This is a genomic window from Shewanella yunxiaonensis, from assembly GCF_018223345.1.
In the GTDB taxonomy this organism is placed as follows: Bacteria; Pseudomonadota; Gammaproteobacteria; order Enterobacterales; family Shewanellaceae; genus Shewanella; species Shewanella yunxiaonensis.
In genome coordinates, this window is record NZ_CP073587.1 from 2,767,722 (window position 1) to 2,788,986 (window position 21,265).

Sequence of the window (21,265 nt, forward strand, 5' to 3'; positions counted from 1 at the left end):
TAAATTAATCATTTGCTATGGATCTGGGGGCAAAGTTGTTGATTTCAAGACCTTTGCCAAATTACCCAAATCGCGCCTTAACCCCTATATAGGGGCGCAATTTTGCTTTACAAGGGCTCAAATAAAAAAATTGATCTTAAACGTAACCTTTTTTACAAAGTACCGCTAAAATACGAGCTACTTATCGCCACACTGCAATCGTGGCAACGGTTTCCCTGATTCCTTGAGTTGAGTAGACATAATTGAAAACATCCTCGCAGGCATTTGCCTATGGTCTGGGTGCGGTGCTGCTGTGGTCAACCGTTGCGACAGCCTTTAAGATTGCCCTCACTTTTTTTACCCCGCTGCAATTGGTGTTTGTTGCCACCATAGTATCTTCTTTGTGTCTGTTAGTGATCCTCGGGGTTCAGCGCAAGTTACCACTGTTGTGGCAACAGTTTCGCGCCCGACCATTGCTGTATTTGCAAACCGGATTATTAAGTCCCTTCCTTTATTATCTGGTGTTGTTTAAGGCTTATGATTTGCTGCCGGCACAACAAGCGCTGTCCTTGAATTACACTTGGGGCATTTTGTTGCCGTTATTGTCAGTTCCGATGCTGAGCCAAAAATTGCGGGCGTCTGATTTGGTTGCGGCACTTATTGCTTACTTTGGCGTACTGGTCATTGCGACAGAAGGCAGTATTTCTGAAATGCATTTTGAAAGTCCGCTGGGCATCGGGTTATGTTTCACTAGCACTATTCTCTGGTGTTTGTATTGGATCGTTAATACCAAGGATAAAGGCGACCCGGTGGTGAGCTTATTACTGAGTTTTCTGATAGCATTGCCCTGCATAACCTTGATGCTGGTTTGCACTCAATCATTACCACAACTCAGTCTGAAAGCGATCTTGGCGGGAAGCTATGTCGGACTGTTTGAAATGGGCATCACCTTTGTGTTGTGGCTGATGGCACTGAAAACAGCGACTCGCACCGCCAGCATCAGCAACTTGGTATTTTTGTCACCGGTGCTTTCGATGTGCTTTATTGCACTCATCCTTGGTGAGAAGATTCTGCCATCAACGCTGGCAGGACTGGGACTGATTATCCTGGCGCTATTGCTTCAGCGCCTGTTGCCACTCCTGGGTAATCACCGCCGCCCCAAAATTCGCCGCAGCTTGTGACAGATACATCGACTTTGAATTTAGTGAGGAGGTCAGCGTGACACCCGCAATCGATCTTGCCAACAAGGCCAAGATTAGCTTCAGCGTATACGAATATCACCACGACAAAAATGTCGCGTCATACGGCGAAGAAGCTGCCAGTGCTTTAGGACTAAATCCTGATCAGGTATTCAAAACCCTGCTGGTCAGTGGCGATGAAAAAAGTGCCCCCGTTGCCGTCGCATTGGTTCCGGTAAATCATCATTTGAGCCTGAAAGCAGTTGCTAAGGCACTGAAGTTAAAGAAACTGGTAATGGCAGATCCACAATTAGCCCAGAAATCTTCTGGCTATCTGGTGGGAGGGATCAGTCCTCTGGCACAAAAAAAACAATTACCAACGATTATTGATGACAGTGCCAAAAATTTTGAAGAAATCTATGTCAGTGCCGGCCGTCGCGGTCTGGAAATCTGCCTGGCAGCAGAGACATTGGCAGAGCTGTGTCGTGGTAGTTTTGCCGACATAAAAAGCGAATAAACGAGAATCTCGAGACACAATAAGGGCCCGCTGCAGGGCCCTTATCTATTCTAGATTGTGCTAACTTTCGCGACTAGCTGCGCGAAGTGTAATCTCCTACCGCCAGCCATTTGTAGGTAGTCAAGGCTTCCAACCCCATCGGGCCGCGAGCATGTAACTTCTGTGTGCTCACTGCAACTTCGGCACCCAGGCCAAACTGGCCACCATCGGTAAACCGGGTGCTGGCATTGAGATAAACTGCAGCCGAGTTCACTTCATTCATAAAATAAGTGGCGGTGGGAATATCGTCGGTCAAAATAGCTTCTGAATGGCCACTGGAATATTGCCGGATATGGGCAATAGCTTCTGTAACATCAGCGACGACTTTGATGCCCAAAGTCAGCGATAACCATTCCGTTGCGAAAGTTTCTTCATCTGCAGGACGTACCTCATACGCTGGTAGCAGACGCTGCGTTTCCTCGCACCCAACAATAGTGACCCCTTCTGCTGACAACGCGGCAGCTAGCTGCGGCAGATATTGCTCTGCAACCTCCTGATGTACCAATAGGGTATCCAGCGCATTACAGACGGTGGGACGTTGCACCTTGGCATTGATAATCACTGACGTTGAACGTGATAAATCCGCCGCTTTATCCAGATACAAATGGCAAATACCAATGCCACCCAAAATAACCGGAATCGTCGCTTGCTCCGCACATAACCGCTGCAATTTGCTCCCGCCACGAGGCACGATCATGTCCACATATTGATCCAGCTTTAACAGTCCGGAGACCAGAGCCCGGTCAGGATTATCAATCAGCTGCACCGCGTCTTCAGGCAAACCAAATTCGGCAATACCGGTTCGGATCGCTTTTGCCAGTGCCAAGTTAGAATTGAGCGTTTCCTTTCCGCCGCGCAGGATCACAGCATTACCGGTTTTCAATGCCAGTACTGCAATATCCACAGTCACATTCGGACGCGCCTCATAAATAACGCCAATGACCCCGAGCGGAACCGTGCGCCGGCACAAACGTATGCCATTATCGAGCAGACGAGAATCAAACTCGCGACCGATAGGATCTGGCAATGCCACAACATTACTGATATCCGCAATCACAGCAGCCAGCCGTTTCTCATCCAGCAACAAGCGATCGATCATTGCCGCTTCCAGACCCGCCGCGTTGGCTGCCGCCACATCTTGCGCATTCGCCGCAACAATGTCGTCTGCAGCGGCTTGCAATGAGCTCGCAATTGTCATCAACAAATCACGTTTATCGGCAGCGGATAAATTCGCCAGGGCAAAACTGGCGGCTTTGGCCTGTTGGCCGAGCTGTTGTAAGTAGGTATCCGTCATAGAACCACCATATCGTTGCGGTGCACGATTGCGTCACCATGATCATAGCCCAGTAATGGCTCAATATCGTCGGAATGCTTGCCGGCAATGATGCGGATGGCAACAGCACTATAACGGCTAATGCCGCGGGCAACCTTGTTACCCTCCTTATCCAGCAATTCGACGGTAGCGCCACGTTCAAAATTACCTTCTACCGCGGTAATTCCCTTGGATAATAAACTACGGCCCTTCTGCACTACCGCTTTTACCGCACCTTCATCGAGGATTAACCGGCCTTTGGCCTTAGGGCCAGCCAATATCCACTGCTTACGGCTTTCGAGTGGATTTTCGGTAGGGCTAAAATGCGTGCCGACAGACTGATGGCTACTGACCTTGATAATCACATCGGTATGGTGACCGGATGCGATCACAACCTCGATCCCTGCCCGCCGCGCAATATCCGCCGCTTGCAGTTTAGTGGTCATGCCGCCAGTGCCCAGTCCGGAAACGGAACCGCCCGCCATTTCACGCAAACTATCGTCGATATTGGCAACTTCACTGATCAAGTGCGCGTCAGGATGCGTCCTTGGATCGGCGTCAAACAGACCTTTCTGATCGGTCAGCAGCAGTAATAAATCCGCATCACATAACAAGGCAACGCGTGCTGAGAGATTGTCATTATCGCCAACCTTAATCTCATTGGTCGCCACTGCATCATTTTCATTGATGATGGGAATGATATTCTGTGCCAACAACGCATTTAATGCATCGCGGGCATTCAGGTAGCGTTCGCGGTCATGCAGATCGGCACGCGTCAGCAGCAGTTGTCCCACATGCAACCCATAAATACTGAAGAGCTGCGCCCAGGCGAGGATCAATTGACTCTGGCCCACTGCCGCCAGCAGCTGCTTATTGGCGATCGTGTCCGGCAGTTCTGGAAACAATAGATGTTCACGGCCGGCCGCAATGGCGCCGGAAGTACAGAGGACAACTTCAACGCCGCTGCGCATTAAGGTCGCCATCTGTCTGGCTAATTCCACCATATGGGCTTTATCGAGCTTTTTACTGCCAGATGTCAGCACGCTGGTGCCAAGTTTTATCACCACCCGTTTATAACGGGAGTTTGTCAGGTCCATCGTTTATCATGCAATAATGAGTTAGGAACTAATCTTATACCCAATCCCCGCCGAGATTCCTAGTTACACCAAGCAGGAAACCGCTGAAAAAACCATAAAAAAAGCCGCCCTTACGGCGGCTTTCAGGATTATGCAATTCAGGCCCAGATAAATTTGGCAATAAACAATAGTGCCAGCACCACGACGCCGAGATTCAAATCTTTGAAACGACCACAAAGGATCTTAACCGCCGCGTAAGTGATGAAGCCACAGGCGATACCGTTAGCAATGGAATATGTGAACGGCATTATCAGCGCAGCGACAACCACTGGCGCAGCTTCAGTGAGATCTTCCCACTCCACATGCAACAAGCTGGAGGTCATCAGGATCGCCACATAAAATAGAGTCCCGGCAGTGGCATAGGCAGGCACCATTCCCGCCAATGGTGAGATGAAAAGTGCCGCCACAAACAACAGACCAACAACCACGGCGGTCAGACCTGTACGGCCACCAGCACTCACGCCTGCAGTACTCTCGATATAACTGGTGGTGGTAGAAGTCCCCAAAGCCGCGCCCGCAATAGTGGCCAGACTGTCAGCAGTTAATGCCCGGTTTAAACGGGGTAAACGGCCATCTTTATCCAGCAAACCACCGCGATGAGCCACAGCGACCAAAGTACCAGAAGTATCAAACAGATCGACAAATAAGAAAGCGAAGACGATTGAGATCATGCTGATATCCAGCACACCCGCAATATCCATCTTCATGAAAGTAGGCGCAATTGACGGCGGCATAGACAGCACACCGGTATATTTTACGTCACCAAACACCAGTCCCAATACGGTGACCGCCAGAATGCTCATGATCACCGCAGCTTTGTAACCACGATGTACAAAAGCGACGATTAAAAAGAAACCTAAAATGGCCATGACGGAATTGAATGACGTCAGATCCCCCAACCCCACTAATGTGGCCGGATTCCCCACAACAATACCCGCATTTCTTAAGCCGATCAGCGCTAAAAACAGGCCAATCCCCGCCGCGATCCCCATTCGCAGTGACATTGGAATGGAATTTACCACCCATTCACGAATGCGCACTAACGATAAAATCAGGAAGCAGCAACCGGAGAGAAACACGGCACCAAGCGCGGTTTCCCAGCTATAGCCCATATGTCCGACCACGGTATAGGTGAAGAAAGCATTGAGCCCCATTCCAGGTGCCAGTGCAATAGGATAGTTGGCTAAAAAGCCCATCACCAAACAGCCTACTGCGGAAGCAAGACAGGTAGCGACAAAGACAGCGCCCTGATCCATCCCAGCTTGTGCCAGCATGCTTGGGTTCACAAAAATGATGTACGCCATCGTCAGGAAAGTAGTAATGCCAGCCAGCACTTCCTGCTTCAGCGTAGTTTGATGCTCTTTAAGTTTGAATAGTTTTTCCAGCATGGAACTAGGTTCCTTGAATAATATGAGGTGTAGGGCTTGGTTTTCTAACAGTTATTTAACATAACGAGTTAGCAGCGGCAGATTATAAAAAGTTTGCCAGAGTCACACCAGACAAAATATGCAGGATAAAAGCAGGATTTATGCATTTGCCTGGCCGATCACAAAACCTTTAGTCATGATTTAGGCAAAAAAAAACCTGCTCAAATGAGCAGGTAAAGAGATGCTTTAAACGCCCATAGACATGGGGACCATTCGCACAAACAGACTAGATGATGAAAGAACCGCGTCCTTTCAAGAAATCTGTATCAACAAGCAACCACATAAAAGGTGGCAAAGCAGCGACGATAATAAACTCCGAAAGATGGAGCCTCTCGAAGTATTGCTGTCTGGTTAACCACACGTATTCAACATTCCCGTTGAAGTTCATTGACCTTAACCAAACATTCAGAAATAGATTGGGGACGCTTTCTGAATGCCAGAGAGAAAAGGCAACTCAACCATGACAAATTAACCACAGCGATATCTTCGCTAACGATTAAAATAATACGCTTATGAAATTAAACTACAAGTTTTCCGGCGATAAAAATGACTTTTGTAAGTTTTTTGTTTTTTATTTACACATACTAATATTTATTTGCCTAAAAAACATTCAATCATGAGTAATAAATAAATATATATTGTTGTTTTTTTTAAATTATTTATTATTTTTTTATGGAGAATTATGGAATTGGAAGTTAACTACAATACAATCTCCAACCTTCAATAACAGGCGTTATCGCTCGTCAACATTGCCCGTATAAACCGCCAGCGAATAGCAACTGGCGGAGGTTCCTTTTAACGAGTTAACGCCGACGCAAGTAGCTCCATAAGGCTAACAACGGGGTACTGGTAGGTTTACCATAACGAGGGTCACCACTGACAGCGGCACCGGCAATATCCAGATGGATAAAGGGCAAAGGCTTTGTGGCTGCGATGCCATGGGCAGCTAGCCCCGATGCCTGCAACATAAAGGCAGCCGCTAACTGATGCCCACGTTCAACCTGTGATGAGCCGACAGGTTTGGCAGAGATGACGTCAGCCGCTCCGGTTTTGTCGGCCACATTCATAAAATCTTCTTTATGCAAAGGTGAAAGCGCCATAGGTTCGCCCATAAGCGTGGCACAATGTTGCAACTGTTCTGGCAGCGCCGATTCTCTGGCGACACTGTTAAACACCATCGCCGGGTAGCTACCAAATGCCCTCGCCGCATGGCTGGTCAGCGTAGCAACGGATATCAGTTCTGGAGACGCTGCATCACATGCCTGCAACCGCAGATGCGACAGTAATTCGGTTAACACCAGCCGACCTTCGGCGTCGGAATTGCCGATACGGACGCGGATCCCGGCATGGGTGGTAATGATCTCATCCGGAACCATCGCATCACTGCCGATACTGTTGCGCACCAATCCCAATTCTGCCACCACTCTGACACCGGTAGGTTGCAACTTAGATAATGCGAGCATCAGCCCGGCAATTGCCGCAGCGCCGCCTTTATCGCGACTCATACCTGACATGGTGCCGCCTACCTTAAGGCTGGCACCGCCAGTATCGTAGATCACGCCTTTCCCCGCCAACAACAGCGTGTGCTCGATAGGCCCGGACGGACAGTATTCCAACTTAACCACCCGCGGTTGGTGCCTAGGTACAGCACAGGATGCCCGCGCCACGGCACTTAATAACGGATATTCACGCTGCAACATCTCGGGTTCAGCGATTACCTCCACCGTCACAGCTGATCCTGCAAAAGCTTCGGTACAAGTGTTTGCAAATGCAATTGCTGACATGCGTTCCGGCTCGGTGCCACATAAATCTCTGGCAAAACTGCGCCCTGCTTCCAGTGCCGTTAAGGTCGCAGCAGGCAACACCGCATTCATTAAACCCATTTGCTGAATAGAAGTAGGAACGCCTGCTTGTCGCGCTTCCAACGGTTGCCACAACGCCTGACCGCAAGCCAATGCCGCAACGGCGGAAGCCTGACGACACTGCACAGCCGGCACATTATCAACCCACAGTAACGGCCGTGTAGCGCCAGCATCCTGTGCTAACGTTACCGCTTGTATGGCGGCCGCGGCAAAAACACTGACATCGCCATAATCCGCATCACACTGTGCTGGGGCGACAATCAATCTGCCACCCGCAAGTCCCGGAGCCATTAGCAGTACCGGCACACGCCCCACGCGTTTATCAATTTCTTGCGCGTGACTCGCCAACAGTGCAACTTCCGTTATAGGACAACGACAAACATCGGCGGATATCACGATCACCGCATCCCACTCGTCACTGTAAATCGCCTGCGGATCTGCTACATCAACAAAGCTCAACATCACAACTCCTCAACGTGGTTATCAGCAGCATTATTGTCCCGGCGACAAGTAATTGCCACGACAAATCACGGCCCCCAAACGCTATGTGGCATGCACGCACCGACGGGAGATTATGGTAAACTTGGTGGCAATCGAAACCGGCGTTATCCGCGCCAGCGTTCAGCAACTTAAGGTCAGGAGTCTCAAGTGTCCAATCTCAGCCAGTTAGCCCCTCAGCCTTTGTGGCAATGGTTTGAAAAAATTTGTAGTTTTCCCCGTCCGTCAGGACACGAAGCGGCGCTTAGCCAGTTCATTCAGCAGTGGGCTAAGGATAAACAATTAGAGGTTATTGAAGAAAACGTCGGTAACCTGATCATCCGCAAACCGGCAACACCTGGAATGGAAAATCGCAAACCGGTGGTGATTCAGGCGCACATGGATATGGTGCCGCAAAAGAATGCCGATAAAGTGCATGACTTTACTAAAGACCCCATTGAAGCTTGGGTAGATGGTGACTGGGTAAAAGCCCGTGGCACCACACTCGGTGCAGATAACGGTATTGGCATGTGTTCAGCGCTGGCGCTACTTGAAAGTACCGATATTGCACACGGTCCACTGGAAGTATTGCTGACCGTTGACGAAGAATCCGGAATGACCGGTGCATTTGGTCTGCAACCGGGAGTGTTGCACGGAGAAATTCTCATCAACACCGATTCCGAACAGGAAGGTGAAATCTATATGGGTTGCGCTGGTGGCGTCGATGCCGCAATGACGCTGCATCTAGCAACCACCGCCGCCGACGCTGATCGTCAGACCTTCCAGTTGATGCTTTCCGGACTCAAAGGCGGCCACTCTGGCGTCAATATTCATCTTGGTCGTGGCAATGCAAATAAATTACTCGCGCGTTTCCTGTTTGAGCAGTCAGAAAAATTAGGCATTCAATTAGTGGATTTTCAGGGCGGCACTCTGCGTAACGCCATTCCCCGCGAAGCTGAAGCCAAACTAACGATTGCCAACACCCAGGTCTCATTATTGCAACAAGCTATAAATGAGTATGCAGCCTTGCTCCGTAACGAATTTGCCGTGGCCGATGCAGGCGTCAAACTGACCCTGACTGAAGCACCTGCGGCAACTGAGGTGATGACTCAAGATGCACAACAGCAATTGCTGGCACTGCTAAATGCCTGCCCTAACGGTGTTATCCGCATGAGTGATGAAGTTGAAGGCGTTACCGAAACGTCTTTGAATGTCGGCGTGGTATCCATGAAAGATAATCAGGCTACTATATTGTGTCTGGTTCGCTCACTGATTGACTCAGGCCGTGATTATGTCTGTGGTCAATTGTCCGCCTTAGCCAAACTTGCTGGCGCAGAAATCAAATTCAGCGGTGCCTATCCAGGTTGGAAGCCTGACAACACCTCTCCAGTGATGGCGATTGTGCGTGACACCTACCAGGATATCTATCACAAAGAACCAGTGATCATGGTCATCCATGCCGGGCTTGAATGCGGGCTGTTTAAAAAGCCTTATCCTGAGATGGACATGGTATCGATTGGCCCCACCATTCGCTTCCCCCATAGCCCAGATGAAATGGTTAATATCACCACTGTCGGTCAATACTGGCAGCTATTACTCGCCGTACTGCAACGTATCCCAAGCAAAGATTAAATAATGGCCACCGAACGGTGGCCTTTTTATTGCTTTTTCCATACCTGCTACAATGATCACAGTCGGAAATTTGTGTGATTCAAACACCACGAAGAATTTGCTGCACGGAAGCCTGTGACAGCCAGTTGCTGTTTACCGTTGCAGACACTCACAATAACTGTCCGTCAGGGTGATATCTCCAGCAACGGTAATAAAAGAAAGGTTTACCCCTATCATCCATTATCCGGAACATTGCCTATGTCCTTTACTCTGTTAAAAAAGTCACAAGACAACACAGCACAACTACAGTTGGAAAGTAAAAATCCACCTGCTATTCAGGTGGATTTTTACTTTCAGCAGACGGCTGAAATTACACTGACAAGCAGAGGTATTTCAGTTCCAGATACTCTTCAATGCCATACTTGGAGCCTTCGCGGCCAAGACCAGACGCTTTAATGCCGCCAAAAGGTGCCACTTCGTTAGAAATAAGACCGGTATTAATCCCAACCATGCCATACTCCAGTGCTTCGGCAACCCGCCACACCCGCGACAGGTTATTGGCATAAAAATAAGCGGCCAGTCCGAATTCGGTATCGTTTGCCATCGCGATAACCTCTGATTCATCATGAAAACGGAATAAGGGCGCTATGGGTCCGAAGGTCTCTTCCCGCGCCACCTTCATTGAGCTGTCTACATCGGTCAGTACCGCTGGTGTCATAAAATTACCCGCAAGTAATTGGCCGCCACACAACAGATTGGCGCCTTTGTCTATGGCATCATGAAGATGTGACTGTACTTTTTCGACCGCTTTAGCATCAATTAATGGCCCAATAGTGACGTCAGCATCTGTGCCCTTACCGACTTTCAGTGTCGCCACTTTCGCCGCGAGCTTTTCAGCAAAACGTTCGTAAATGTTATCCTGCACATAGATACGATTGGCGCATACGCAGGTCTGCCCCGCATTGCGGTATTTAGCGATTACCGCACCTTCGACTGCAGCATCAATATCCGCATCGTCGAACACGATAAAAGGCGCATTGCCACCCAGCTCTAACGAGAGCTTTTTCAGTGTTGGTGCACACTGTGCCATTAACTTCCTGCCAACCGCGGTTGAGCCGGTGAACGACAGTTTACGCACTACAGGGCTGTCACACAGAACCCGACCGATAGCCATTGCATCACCGGGCACCACACTGAATACTCCAGCCGGGATCCCCGCTTCTTGTGCTAACTGAGCCAGTGCCAATGCCGTTAAAGGTGTCTGCGGTGCGGGCTTTAACACCATAGTACAACCTGCGGCCAATGCAGGTGCGGCCTTACGGGTAATCATCGCCGCCGGAAAGTTCCAAGGCGTAATTGCAGCGGTGACACCAACAGGCTGTTTCAGCACGATTAAACGTTTATCCGCCTGATGACCAGGAATGGTATCGCCATAAATCCGCTTGGCTTCTTCGGCAAACCACTCAATAAATGACGCGGCATAAGCCACTTCACCGCGGGCTTCAGCCAATGGTTTGCCCTGTTCACTGGTCATCAACAATGCCAAATCATCGGTATGTTGCACAATAAGTTCAAACCAACGGCGTAAGATATTGCTTCTTGCTTTTGCCGTCAGTGCACGCCACTGCGGCAATGCTGCCTGCGCGGCATCAATGGCGCGTTGCGTTTCAGCCGCCCCCATATAGGGCACTTGAGCCAACGCTTCACCGGTTGCAGGATTAATCACCGATTGTGTTTGCTTGTCGTCTGCATCGCACCAGCATCCATCAATGAATGCCTGCTGCTTAAGCAGTTGTGGATATTGCAGTTTCACTTTTCCTCCTTGCCGACAGGCGGCTTTCGCTAACGGCAGTCTGCCTGACGCGGGCGACAAAATGAATGTAGTGGCAGACTACCGCTTCGATTGAGATGGCTCACGTTAACATAAATGACGCCGACCACACACAATAACGCCATAGCAGCTAACGTGATATGGATGTGATATGAACAGCAGTAAAGCAGCAGTTCTGTAGCTATATTCAGTAAGTATTATGTCAATTATCTGTGTTCAAGGAGTCCTTTCATGGCCTATGCTCTGAAGATACTGTTTATTGCCATTGCGCTGGTCATCATTTACAAGCTGGTATTCGCCGCCCGTAAAGGTTCGCGCACCTTGTTTGAAATGAAATTCAAAGATGGGCGTCTGGTATCTCACTACGGGAAAATTCCGGAAAAATTTGAGCGCGATTGTCGGAACCTAGCGAAAACCGGCAAACTCACCTGTATTGTCCGTGCCGAACAAGGCAATCAGGTACAACTGCATGTTTCAGCGAATGCCGGCGACCACTACATTCAACAACTACACGCGTTATTTCCTCAGAAATACTACAGCCAAAACGCCTGACCCACGCGCCACACTGCCACAGCGAAAGTGGCAATGTGGCGTTTTAGGCCTTTTTCAAAACGGCTAACGCTGACAGCGCGCGTTGCCGGGCAGAAGAGTGTTCAACAATCGGTGCAGGATAATCACCAGTGAATAGGCTTTTCTCTGGGACTGGTTGATGCAGTTGTGCCAAAGGCCAATGTCGTAGTTCCGGCAGCCAGTGGCGGATAAAACTGCCATCCGCATCAAATTTCTCGCTCTGGCTAATCGGATTAAAAATACGAAACCAGGGCTGAGCATCACAACCTGTGCCAGCCGACCACTGCCAACCGCCGTTATTGGCCGCAAGATCGCCATCTAGCAACTGTTGCCGGAAATATCGCTCGCCCCATCGCCAATCAATCAAAAGATGTTTGCTCAGGAAACTGGCGACTACCATACGCAAGCGATTATGCATCCAGCCGGTATTATTCAGCTGTCGCATCGCTGCATCGACAATGGGGTAGCCGGTCCGGCCTTCACACCAAGCGCTAAATTCCTGAGGATGGTTACGCCAGACAATACCATCTGCTAATGGGTTAAAGTTGCCGCCCATACTCAACGCCGAGAATGCCACCAGCAAATGTCGGTAAAATTCGCGCCAGACCAGTTCAGATAACCAGCAGCGCACTGGACTCGTATCATCTGCCAGGGCTGCCGGGAAACGAGCCAACAAGGCGGCAAAACACTGCCGTGGACTTAACACTCCCAAGGTTAAATAGGGCGATAAACTGCTAGTGCCATCCAGGGCAGGAAAATCCCGTTGTTGTTGGTAATCGCTTACTGCGGTGAACACAAAGTGCTGCAGTCGCCGCTGTGCTTCCCCTTCCCCGGCGGGCCACTGGTAGTGATTATCAGATTTAATTAACGGCAGGAAATAGCGGTTAATTGTATCGAGCAAGGACTCAATATTTACATCCGCAATGGCTGGGCCAACAGGTGCGGGAGGGCCTAAAGGGACCACCGGATACTGCTGAGCGATCTCACGCCAACGCCGAAAAAACGGGGTGAATACCCGATACATTTCGCCACTTTTTGTCAGCACCGAACCCGGGGCAAGCAAACAATGCTCATTGGTCAGCTGTAATGGCAGTCCATGGTTGAGCATCGCTTGATCGCGGCGAATCTCATTAAGCTCCGGCTCGCGGCCGGCGTATATGGCGACAATATTTCGCGAACTAAGTTGCCGTTGCCACAATGCTGGAATATCGGCAAAGTGCTGACATTGCCACACAGTTAGTTCAATCCCGAGACTGGCCAATGCGCGGGCCACCAACTGCAGATGACGCCGAATAAAATCCAGTTGCCGGCTACCAACATCATGGGCTTGCCATTGTGCAGGCGTTACTATGTACACGGCTTGAATATTGGCGTTTACAGTTTTGGCATGTTCGCAGGCGGCGGATAATGCTTGATTATCCGTCACCCGGAGATCATTGCGAAACCAGATAAATACGGTTGGCTTAGTATCTGGACTAGTCATCAATAAGTCCTCGCTGGCAACTGGCTATTTAGCAACGCCACCGCGTCATCCTGTGCTTGTTGTATATCAATAACTTGATTATCTGCAGCTGCCAACATCGGCGCGAACTCACCCACCAGCAACACCGGGCGGCCGAGTTGTTGCTTCAACGCAGCAGCTTGCGTGACCAACTTGTGGCTACTGTCTGCCGCCGGTTGAATGAGAACTGCATCGACCTGCAATCTCGGCTGCAGTAATAACAGCAAATCGAGGTTAGCAATTTCCCCAAATTGTTGGGGATATCTGCCACTTAACACCAGTTCCAGCGTCAGCAACCACTCACTCCACGGAGATTGCGCCCCCAGACGACATAACAAAACGTAGGGAGGTTTTTGACTGAGTAACTTGCTGGCGCGCAGCGATAGCCACTGGGTCAGTTCACTCTGGCACCAGTTACTCAATAACGCGCCATCTACACGCAACGCCAACTGCGTTTGCAGTTGTACTAACCATTCTCGCAGATAGCGATTGAGGATTGGTTGCGGATACAAGCTGCAACTCTCATCCAAACGCTGCTGCAAATAGGCTGCATTTAGTTCCATGACGGCGTTTGTCAGGGCCGTGGCTAATGTTTGCCAGTCATCGTCAGAATGATGTTCATCGCTCATTCCACCGTCCAACAACGGCTTAACTTTGCTAATAGCTACGCCGCGTTCAAGCCAACTAAGGATCTCCTTTATCTGTAGCACCTGCGCATCGCTGTATAACCTGTGACCTTTGGGGGTACGCGCGGGAATAACCAGCCCAAAGCGTCGCTGCCATGCTCGCAAGGTGATGGGATTAACCCCTGTCAGTTTGGCGACCTCGCCAATAGATAAATAAGCTGCATCAGTAGGCATAACGTAGCTTTAACTCCTGGGGGTGCGGATTCAGATAAACCTGCTGAGCAATATAAGGGCTGGGAAATTCCTGCAGATAGTGATTGATCAAGGTTAATGGCACCAGCAGCGGTTTAAGGCCGTTACGGTAATCCATGATCGCCTGGCTCAACTCGGCCTTTTGTTTTTTATTCAGCGACTTTTTGAAGTAGCCCTGAATATGCTGCAATGCGCTGGTATGGTTATTACGGCTAGCTTTGTGGCCAAGTGCTTCCATAAATTTTATGAAATAGTGCTCAGCTACCTCAGCCAAAGGCTTGGATGAATCCGCCAGCATAGGGCCTAACTCTCGATATAACTTGGGGCAGTGGGCCAATAGCAGATATTTATAGCGGGCGTGAAACTCCGTCAGTTTGTGCCGACTTAACCCTGACAGCTTTAATGTGTGCCAATCATGATGGGCATACACTCGGGTGAAAAAATTCTCCCGCAACACCAGATCGTGGAGTCGCCCTTCCTCTTCGATAGGCAGTTGTGGCCATTGTTGATGCAATGTCGCGGCTAACACGCCTATACCAGTTTTACTGCCATTATTGGTGCCGGCCTTGTATACCGTTACTCGCTCCATGCCACAAGTTGGTGACTTAGCACAGAGGATATAACCACTGAGGAAATCCAGTGTTGCAACTTTCTGCTCACAGTATTGCTGCAGCTTCTCGGTCACATCAATGTCACCCTTGGCGTTCTGCACCCGGAGGATGTCACCATCCAGAACTTGGCGAATACTCGGGCGGGGCGCGCCGAGTCCAATGCCGACTTCCGGGCATACGGGAACGAACTCAAAGTAAGGCGCCAACTCATTGTTGCAGTATACGGATCGTTTATGGCCGCCATCGAACCGCACCTTCTCACCGAGCAAACAGGCACTGATCCCAAGACGGATACGTTGTGGTTCAAACTTATACATAGAAATCTCTTTTGTATAACTATGACCATAAGTAAGACACAAACTTGTACAATAATCAAATTTTTGTACAGGTTATTGAGCGGCACAAAAAAAAGCTCCATCAGGAGCTTTTTTATGAACAGCGTCAGTTATACCTTACGCATGCGATTACCCATGTAATCCAAAGCGAGTACCAGCACAATGGCAGCAATGGCACAGACCACCGCAAACATCAGCTGGTGCGAATGCCCGGTCAACTGCTCGTAGGAGAATGGCGATAGATCCTGCTGTTGCCAGGGTACTTTTTCACCATGAGAATTGGTGCGCCAGCTCAATGTTTGCTTCCATGGCCAGATCTTACCTAATGTTCCCATCATCAAACCGGTAAGGAACACCAATGTGGCGTCACGAAAACGCTTGAGCAGCATCGATAACAGATGACTAAAGCAGAGAATGCCAATGATCGCACCAACAGCAAAACACGCGAGAATGTCTAGCTGCAGGTTTTTGGCGGCGCCCAACACTGCAGGATATAAACCTAACATCAACAGAATAAAACTGCCCGATATACCTGGCAGGATCATGGCACAGATAGCAATCGCCCCCCCAAAAAAGATGTTCAGATAGGAAGCATCAACTTGGCCGGGATTTGCGACCGTAATCCCCCAGGCGATTAAGGCACCCAGCGCAAACAACCCCAGACGTGACAGCGAAAATCCCCCCTGAACCTGTCGCAGCATATGGTAAACAGACACCAGGATCAGGCCGAAGAAAAACGACCACACCGGAATCGGATGATTCGCTAACAACCACGAAATGAGTTTGGCCAAGGTAAAAATGCTGGTAAGAATTCCAGCTAACAGACTTAACAGAAAGCCACCATTGATATGCTCAGTGACACCTTTTAAGCCTTGTTGCCGATAGATTGACCACAGTGAGGGATTAATACGGCGAATACTCTCCAGCAGATGATCATAAATACCGGTAATAAAAGCGATAGTGCCTCCCGAAACACCCGGCACCACATCGGCTGCGCCCATTGCCAGCCCTTTCAAATAGGTTAACAGATAGTTCACACTAAGTTCCTGAACGCTAAATTCTGCAGCGGATTATACGTAACTCTAGGGGTAAAGCTAAGCAACGTTTTGTCGCCTTTAACTATTTCTGTTCATTATCAAATTGCAACAAGTCATGTCATCAGCCAACCCCACCAAGCTGCTTAAAATGCCATAAAGGTAAATTAACTCACTGAATATTGGTAATTTATCTTAAATTATCCTTAATAGTTCTCGAATATTTGACAGTTCAGCCAGTTATCGAGCCAACCCAATGAGGGTTTAACCGGCTGAGGTTCTCTGCTAAAACGAAGACCCCTTTAAAAAATACCCATCATCTCTAGCGGAGCAACCCATGCGTCAATTACCTCTGGCATCCCTGTTATGTGCCAGTTTACTGATGGCGGCGCCTTTATATTCTTATGAAGCGCTGGCAACTGAACACTCAGAACCAAGCCAAACCGCCCCCAAAGCCGAACAACCTCAAGATCAAGCGGTGACGACGGAACACCGTATCAAAGTGAACGGCGATACCCTTAAGTACACGGCAACGACCGGTAATATGATCATTAAGGATGATAAGAATCGCCCTTCTGCCAGTGTCTTTTACGTTGCCTACACCATGGAGTCTAAAAAGGACGAACCGCGTCCGGTGACCTTTGTCTTTAATGGTGGCCCTGGCTCCTCTTCACTGTGGCTGCACATGGGCTCCTTCGGCCCGGTCAGAGTACAAACGACCAATGCCGCACCAACGCCACCGGCGCCTTATAAGCTTCTGGATAACCAGTACACTTTGCTGGACAGCACCGACTTAGTGTTTATTGATGCATTTGATACCGGTCTGACTCGCGGCATCGCAACACCTGATGATAAAGAAAAAGGTGGTAAGGAAGAAAATCCAGCGAAGAAATTCTGGGGTGTTGACGAAGATGCAGACGGTTTTGCCCGCTTTATCACACGCTATGTGACCGTTAACAATCGCTGGAACTCACCTAAATATCTGCTGGGAGAGTCATACGGTACTGTGCGTGCACCAGTCCTGGCGAACCATCTGCAACAATCGGGTATGGCCTTCAACGGCGTGATCTTGGTCTCCAGCATCCTTAACTATGGGGCTAAAGCGCCTGGTTTGGACCGTGATTATGTGGGTCTGCTGCCAACCTTTGCAGCGGTGGCTTATTACCACGACAAGCTGCCAAATAAACCGGCAGCGCTGGAGCCATTCCTGCAACAGGTAAGAGCATTTGCAGAAGGGGAATTTGCGCAGGCTCTCGCAGCTGGTCACAATCTTCCTGCGGCAGAACTCAATAAAGTAGTTGAACAACTGCATCAGTACACCGGATTGAGCACCGAATATCTGAAACACGCGAATATGCGAGTTGGCCAGGCTCAGTTCCGTAAAGAACTGCTGCGTGATGAAGAACGCACGATGGGCCGCTACGATGGTCGCTTTACTGGTATGGATAAAGATGCCATCGGTGAAACACCAGATACCGATCCCTCAGATACCGCACCATCTGCAGCGTTTATTGCTACTTTCAATGATTATCTGTCAAATCAGCTCAACTATCATCCAGATGATACCTACAAGGTATTCAGTTTTGATGCGTTCCACAGCTGGGACTGGCAACACGATTTAGGCCGTGGGCATAAGAGTCGTTCACCTTATGTGGTTGATGACCTGGGAAATGCGATCCGCACCAACCCAAGCTTGCAGGTATTCTCAGCTAACGGTTATTTTGATATGGCAACACCATTCCATTCCACTGAATACGATTTAGCTCATATGGAGCTGGATCCTTCGCTGGTGGGCAATGTGCATTTTGGCTACTACCCATCCGGCCATATGATCTATCTGAATCCAGAAGCGCTGAAATCGCTGCATAAAGATTTAGAAGATTTTTATAAAAATACGCTTCACAAATAAGCTGTTATGAGTAAAAACGCCCTGAATTAGCAGGGCGTTTTTATTTATCGCTCACTATTTACCGCGTGTTCTTCAGCTGGTTTATAACGCACGAGCCAAATCATATAACCGACTATCGCCAGGTTAACGACTAAAGTCGCCACACTCAGCAGATTTCGGTGAACGACAACTTCATAAGCTTCAAAGGGCAAGTAAATGCCGCCACTGACCAGAGCAAACCACTCCGTCCAAACCAGGCTATGCCATAGTCCATAGGCTTCAACAAAACGGATACAGGAATAGAGTAAGGCACCCATGGCAATCAGTGTCAGATTGATATTACCGAGCGATTCTGCAGCATGCAGAAATATCCCCGGCAGATGACTGGCCGGATTCAGATGCAGGTGCGTTAACAACAATTCGCATGATTGCTTAAGGTTTTTACCTGCCAACGTGTGAATGCCAAATCCCACAATCAATGACAACACACCTTTTGAGGCTTCAAGCACTGCCACAGCTCTCAACCCTTTTTCTACTTTTGCCATTCTCACCCTCAATATGAAATAACAACCACTACAACCATTGTTCCATAAACACTTTCGCATTGGTTAAAAACGCTAGTGAACAACATAAATAAATTTACTTCGACTGGTTTCATCGATAGAAGTGCGGCAAATGATAACAAAAATCCTATTTGCCGCAGTAAATAACTTGGCGATAACCCTTTACTTATGGAAATACCGCGTAAGGCGCTGGAGGCTTTTGTTCCGGAGGTAAGTACGCAGGGGCTTCTTTGCCTGCGGGCCCCAGTTGCACCAGATAACGATAGATACTTCTTAAATCAGCCTCATGCATATTATTCAAACCAAACCACGGCATGGGTGGCCGCGCTTTCAGCGTTTTGGCATAAACCACCCATTGTTCTTCCGTAAAGTGCCTTACCTGTAAACGCAAGTTTGTCGCATAGGTCGTCCCCCAGGGACCATGCCAACCAAAGGCCTCACCGGTAAGCCATTGGGCTTCTGGGGTCTGTCCGCCATTAATTGAATAGGCCGGAGTATGACAATCATTGCAACCAGCGATCATCACCAGATATTTTCCGTGTTCCGCCGAAGCGGTATCTACTTCAGCGCCAACCGCTAGGTTCCCCCCCATCAGCCCGACAAGTGCCAGTATCGGCACTCTAATTAGTGCTTTCAAATGTTCGCCTCCATATCCACGCAGATGTCCATAACCTGCACACCGGTACCTCGGGTATGCGTACCGGGTCAGAGATCACCTGAAAACCAGTTCTGAAGGTGAAATCACTGCTGAGCACCGTAGCATAAAAGCTAGACCAGAAATTTCAGTGATGCCAAAGTGGAGCCCCAAACATCTAAACACAGGAGCCATAAAAATTTCTGTTACTATCAGGGTGAAGCCTTTTACCACAGGGAACGTACTGTAGATGCAACAGGATCGTCACCAAGCGCAACTTGTTGTCGCGACGCATTCCTCGCCGCCCTCACCTCATTGCCAGCAATTTTCCAGACAGCCCAACATTGACGCTGTAAGGGGCCTGGCAGTGTTGGGAATTTTCTATCTGAATATTTTTACCATGGGTATAAGCAGCTACGAGTATGTGGCTTCAGAGCCCGCTGCGACTGGCGATACGCTCGGTGAAATACTGTATTACATGTTGCTGCGAGATAGATTTATTTCGCTGTTTTCTTTGTTATTTGGAGTCGGACTTTATATTCAGTGGCACAATTTTAGTGCAGCCGGACTGAATGCGGGATCACGTGTGAAGTCGAGACTTTACTGGTTAATGGCATTTGGTATGGTTCACGGTGTATTGCTATGGCCCGGCGACATTTTGCTGAGTTATGGTGTTTGCGGCCTATTAGTTTGGCGATATCGCGGACTCAGCACAGCCGAACTACTGCAAAAGGCCCAACTCTTTATCGCGATTGGGTTATTGGTCATGCTGCTAATGGCATTAATCCCAATAGAGGCTGTGCCAATGGTGCGAGGCAGTCCCGCGTATATGCACGAGTACCAGCTTTGGACAGGAAGTTACGGTAGTCAGTTAGTACAACAGCTTCTCGTTGTCGGCGTCAGTCTGCTGGTGTTTCCGATGACCTATCTCTGGCTCATTAGTGGAATGATGTTACTGGGGATTTATTTGCTGCAACAAGGTTGGTTTAGCCACAGATTGTCTAATGTTCATCGCCTGTTGGGATGGTCATTGATTTTAGGGTTTATCGCTTACCAGTGCAGTACGGCTGACAGCTACATAATACAGAACATGGCGCTGGTTATCGTACTATTAGCGGCCATACCTATGGCATTATGGATGCTGCAATGGGTGGTGGGATATTGTGACAACCAGCCACAGCGGCTTACAGCACTTCAGGCTGTCGGTAAGATACCGCTATCACTGTACATTTTGCAGTCAGTGGTTGGTGTTATGCTGTTTCGCCATGTCGCACCGCAACTATTGCTGACACTCAACTTTCTCGATTATCTGCTGTTAGCAAGCATTTGGAGCCTGATCCAGTTACTGTTAGCCAGTGCTTATCTGCGATACTTTAAGCAAGGACCATTGGAATGGTTATGGCGCAAACTTGCCTACAACGGCTTACAGGGAAGGTAACTCATGAAACCCAAAAGTTCATACTCATCACGCAACCGTGCTTATCGACCGGGAGGCTTTTGGCGTATGCCCTGGGCCTATAAAGTAACCTTGATATTTTCCCTGTATTTGGTGTTATCAGTAACCACCAAAGCGTTACCCTGGTGGTTTATGGTTTGGTATTTGCTACTCAGTCTGACCACCTACTGGCTGTACGCCAATGACAAACAGGCCGCCATTAATCACTTGCAACGCACCCCAGAATTTCAGTTACAAATTTTAGGGCTGATAGGTGGCTGGCCGGGCGCGTTATTGGCACAACATCAATTCCGGCACAAAACGATTAAACGTCGCTTCCGTCTGCTGTTCTGGTGCTGTGTAATCATCAACTTAGTGGCACTGATGGGAATTCACCAGTATCAGCACACAGTCATTGCTATCCATTAGCAATCGCTGTCAAGTCAT

The 21,265-nt window shown here is 49.0% G+C and carries 18 protein-coding genes; 7 read left to right on the forward strand and 11 right to left on the reverse strand.

Going from position 1 to position 21,265, the window contains the following annotated elements:
* Positions 1 to 242: 242 nt before the first annotated feature.
* Positions 243 to 1,160 (forward strand): DMT family transporter, encoded by a 918-nt coding sequence (locus tag KDN34_RS12710; protein WP_212594119.1) that lies wholly within the window; start codon positions 243 to 245, stop codon positions 1,158 to 1,160.
* A 37-nt stretch (positions 1,161 to 1,197) separates the two neighbouring features.
* Entirely contained in the window at positions 1,198 to 1,674 is a 477-nt protein-coding gene (gene ybaK / locus KDN34_RS12715; protein ID WP_212594120.1) for a Cys-tRNA(Pro) deacylase, read from the forward strand.
* Between the two features lie 73 nt (positions 1,675 to 1,747).
* Here ybaK and KDN34_RS12720 read toward each other — a convergent pair whose 3' ends face one another.
* From KDN34_RS12720 to KDN34_RS12735, 4 genes are all read right to left on the reverse strand, one after another.
* Positions 1,748 to 3,007 (reverse strand): glutamate-5-semialdehyde dehydrogenase, encoded by a 1,260-nt coding sequence (locus tag KDN34_RS12720; RefSeq protein ID WP_212594121.1) that lies wholly within the window; start codon positions 3,005 to 3,007, stop codon positions 1,748 to 1,750.
* Positions 3,004 to 4,122: a glutamate 5-kinase gene (proB, locus tag KDN34_RS12725; RefSeq protein ID WP_212594122.1), complete on the reverse strand. Its 1,119-nt coding sequence runs from the start codon at positions 4,120 to 4,122 to the stop codon at positions 3,004 to 3,006. The genes KDN34_RS12720 and proB overlap by 4 nt, the downstream gene beginning before the upstream one ends.
* Positions 4,123 to 4,259: 137 nt before the next feature.
* On the reverse strand, positions 4,260 to 5,549 hold the full coding sequence (locus KDN34_RS12730) for an NCS2 family permease (RefSeq protein ID WP_212594123.1): 1,290 nt from the start codon (positions 5,547 to 5,549) through the stop codon (positions 4,260 to 4,262).
* A gap of 842 nt (positions 5,550 to 6,391) precedes the next feature.
* Complete coding sequence (locus KDN34_RS12735; protein ID WP_212594124.1) at positions 6,392 to 7,912, reverse strand: M17 family metallopeptidase; 1,521 nt, start codon at positions 7,910 to 7,912, stop codon at positions 6,392 to 6,394.
* 186 nt (positions 7,913 to 8,098) lie between these two features.
* On the opposite strand from KDN34_RS12735, the gene KDN34_RS12740 reads away from it, so the two are divergent.
* Complete coding sequence (locus tag KDN34_RS12740) at positions 8,099 to 9,559, forward strand: aminoacyl-histidine dipeptidase (protein WP_212594125.1); 1,461 nt, start codon at positions 8,099 to 8,101, stop codon at positions 9,557 to 9,559.
* A 349-nt stretch (positions 9,560 to 9,908) separates the two neighbouring features.
* Here the strand turns inward: KDN34_RS12740 and gabD are convergent, their stop codons facing one another.
* A complete protein-coding gene (gabD, locus tag KDN34_RS12745) occupies positions 9,909 to 11,351 on the reverse strand; it encodes an NADP-dependent succinate-semialdehyde dehydrogenase (RefSeq protein ID WP_212594126.1) in 1,443 nt (480 codons plus the stop codon).
* Positions 11,352 to 11,600: 249 nt separating this feature from the next.
* Here gabD and KDN34_RS12750 point away from each other — a divergent pair, with 249 nt between their 5' ends.
* Entirely contained in the window at positions 11,601 to 11,921 is a 321-nt protein-coding gene (locus KDN34_RS12750; protein WP_212594127.1) for a DUF3634 family protein, read from the forward strand.
* Between the two features lie 43 nt (positions 11,922 to 11,964).
* On the opposite strand, the gene phrB is transcribed toward KDN34_RS12750, so the two are convergent.
* The 4 genes from phrB to KDN34_RS12770 form a co-directional block, all read right to left on the reverse strand.
* Complete coding sequence (gene phrB / locus KDN34_RS12755; protein WP_212594128.1) at positions 11,965 to 13,422, reverse strand: deoxyribodipyrimidine photo-lyase; 1,458 nt, start codon at positions 13,420 to 13,422, stop codon at positions 11,965 to 11,967.
* Positions 13,422 to 14,300, reverse strand: coding sequence for a MerR family transcriptional regulator (locus KDN34_RS12760; RefSeq protein ID WP_212594129.1), 879 nt, complete (start codon positions 14,298 to 14,300; stop codon positions 13,422 to 13,424). The genes phrB and KDN34_RS12760 overlap by 1 nt, the downstream gene beginning before the upstream one ends.
* Positions 14,290 to 15,246 (reverse strand): YbgA family protein, encoded by a 957-nt coding sequence (locus KDN34_RS12765; RefSeq protein ID WP_212594130.1) that lies wholly within the window; start codon positions 15,244 to 15,246, stop codon positions 14,290 to 14,292. The genes KDN34_RS12760 and KDN34_RS12765 overlap by 11 nt, the downstream gene beginning before the upstream one ends.
* Positions 15,247 to 15,374: 128 nt before the next feature.
* Positions 15,375 to 16,301: a DUF368 domain-containing protein gene (locus tag KDN34_RS12770; protein ID WP_212594131.1), complete on the reverse strand. Its 927-nt coding sequence runs from the start codon at positions 16,299 to 16,301 to the stop codon at positions 15,375 to 15,377.
* Positions 16,302 to 16,635: 334 nt separating this feature from the next.
* Here KDN34_RS12770 and KDN34_RS12775 point away from each other — a divergent pair, with 334 nt between their 5' ends.
* On the forward strand, positions 16,636 to 18,207 hold the full coding sequence (locus KDN34_RS12775) for a S10 family peptidase (RefSeq protein ID WP_228730338.1): 1,572 nt from the start codon (positions 16,636 to 16,638) through the stop codon (positions 18,205 to 18,207).
* A gap of 44 nt (positions 18,208 to 18,251) precedes the next feature.
* On the opposite strand, the gene KDN34_RS12780 is transcribed toward KDN34_RS12775, so the two are convergent.
* Together KDN34_RS12780 and KDN34_RS12785 are read right to left on the reverse strand one after the other, a co-directional pair.
* Entirely contained in the window at positions 18,252 to 18,731 is a 480-nt protein-coding gene (locus KDN34_RS12780; protein WP_212594132.1) for a DUF2127 domain-containing protein, read from the reverse strand.
* 184 nt (positions 18,732 to 18,915) lie between these two features.
* Complete coding sequence (locus KDN34_RS12785; protein WP_212594133.1) at positions 18,916 to 19,386, reverse strand: hypothetical protein; 471 nt, start codon at positions 19,384 to 19,386, stop codon at positions 18,916 to 18,918.
* Positions 19,387 to 19,633: 247 nt separating this feature from the next.
* Between KDN34_RS12785 and KDN34_RS12790 the strand changes: the two genes are divergently transcribed.
* A complete protein-coding gene (locus KDN34_RS12790) occupies positions 19,634 to 20,821 on the forward strand; it encodes a DUF418 domain-containing protein (protein WP_212594134.1) in 1,188 nt (395 codons plus the stop codon).
* Positions 20,822 to 20,824: 3 nt separating this feature from the next.
* Positions 20,825 to 21,247 (forward strand): DUF1294 domain-containing protein, encoded by a 423-nt coding sequence (locus KDN34_RS12795; protein WP_212594135.1) that lies wholly within the window; start codon positions 20,825 to 20,827, stop codon positions 21,245 to 21,247.
* Positions 21,248 to 21,265: the final 18 nt, after the last annotated feature.

Coding starts and splice junctions, on each gene's coding strand:
- KDN34_RS12760 (WP_212594129.1), bottom strand. CDS start 14,300: ATGCCTACTGATGCAGCTTATTTATCTATTGGCGAGGTCGCCAAACTG.
- KDN34_RS12765 (WP_212594130.1), bottom strand. CDS start 15,246: ATGTATAAGTTTGAACCACAACGTATCCGTCTTGGGATCAGTGCCTGT.
- KDN34_RS12720 (WP_212594121.1), bottom strand. CDS start 3,007: ATGACGGATACCTACTTACAACAGCTCGGCCAACAGGCCAAAGCCGCC.
- phrB (WP_212594128.1), bottom strand. CDS start 13,422: ATGACTAGTCCAGATACTAAGCCAACCGTATTTATCTGGTTTCGCAAT.
- KDN34_RS12775 (WP_228730338.1), top strand. CDS start 16,636: ATGCGTCAATTACCTCTGGCATCCCTGTTATGTGCCAGTTTACTGATG.
- KDN34_RS12795 (WP_212594135.1), top strand. CDS start 20,825: ATGAAACCCAAAAGTTCATACTCATCACGCAACCGTGCTTATCGACCG.
- KDN34_RS12735 (WP_212594124.1), bottom strand. CDS start 7,912: ATGTTGAGCTTTGTTGATGTAGCAGATCCGCAGGCGATTTACAGTGAC.
- KDN34_RS12790 (WP_212594134.1), top strand. CDS start 19,634: ATGCAACAGGATCGTCACCAAGCGCAACTTGTTGTCGCGACGCATTCC.
- proB (WP_212594122.1), bottom strand. CDS start 4,122: ATGGACCTGACAAACTCCCGTTATAAACGGGTGGTGATAAAACTTGGC.
- KDN34_RS12730 (WP_212594123.1), bottom strand. CDS start 5,549: ATGCTGGAAAAACTATTCAAACTTAAAGAGCATCAAACTACGCTGAAG.
- KDN34_RS12750 (WP_212594127.1), top strand. CDS start 11,601: ATGGCCTATGCTCTGAAGATACTGTTTATTGCCATTGCGCTGGTCATC.
- KDN34_RS12780 (WP_212594132.1), bottom strand. CDS start 18,731: ATGGCAAAAGTAGAAAAAGGGTTGAGAGCTGTGGCAGTGCTTGAAGCC.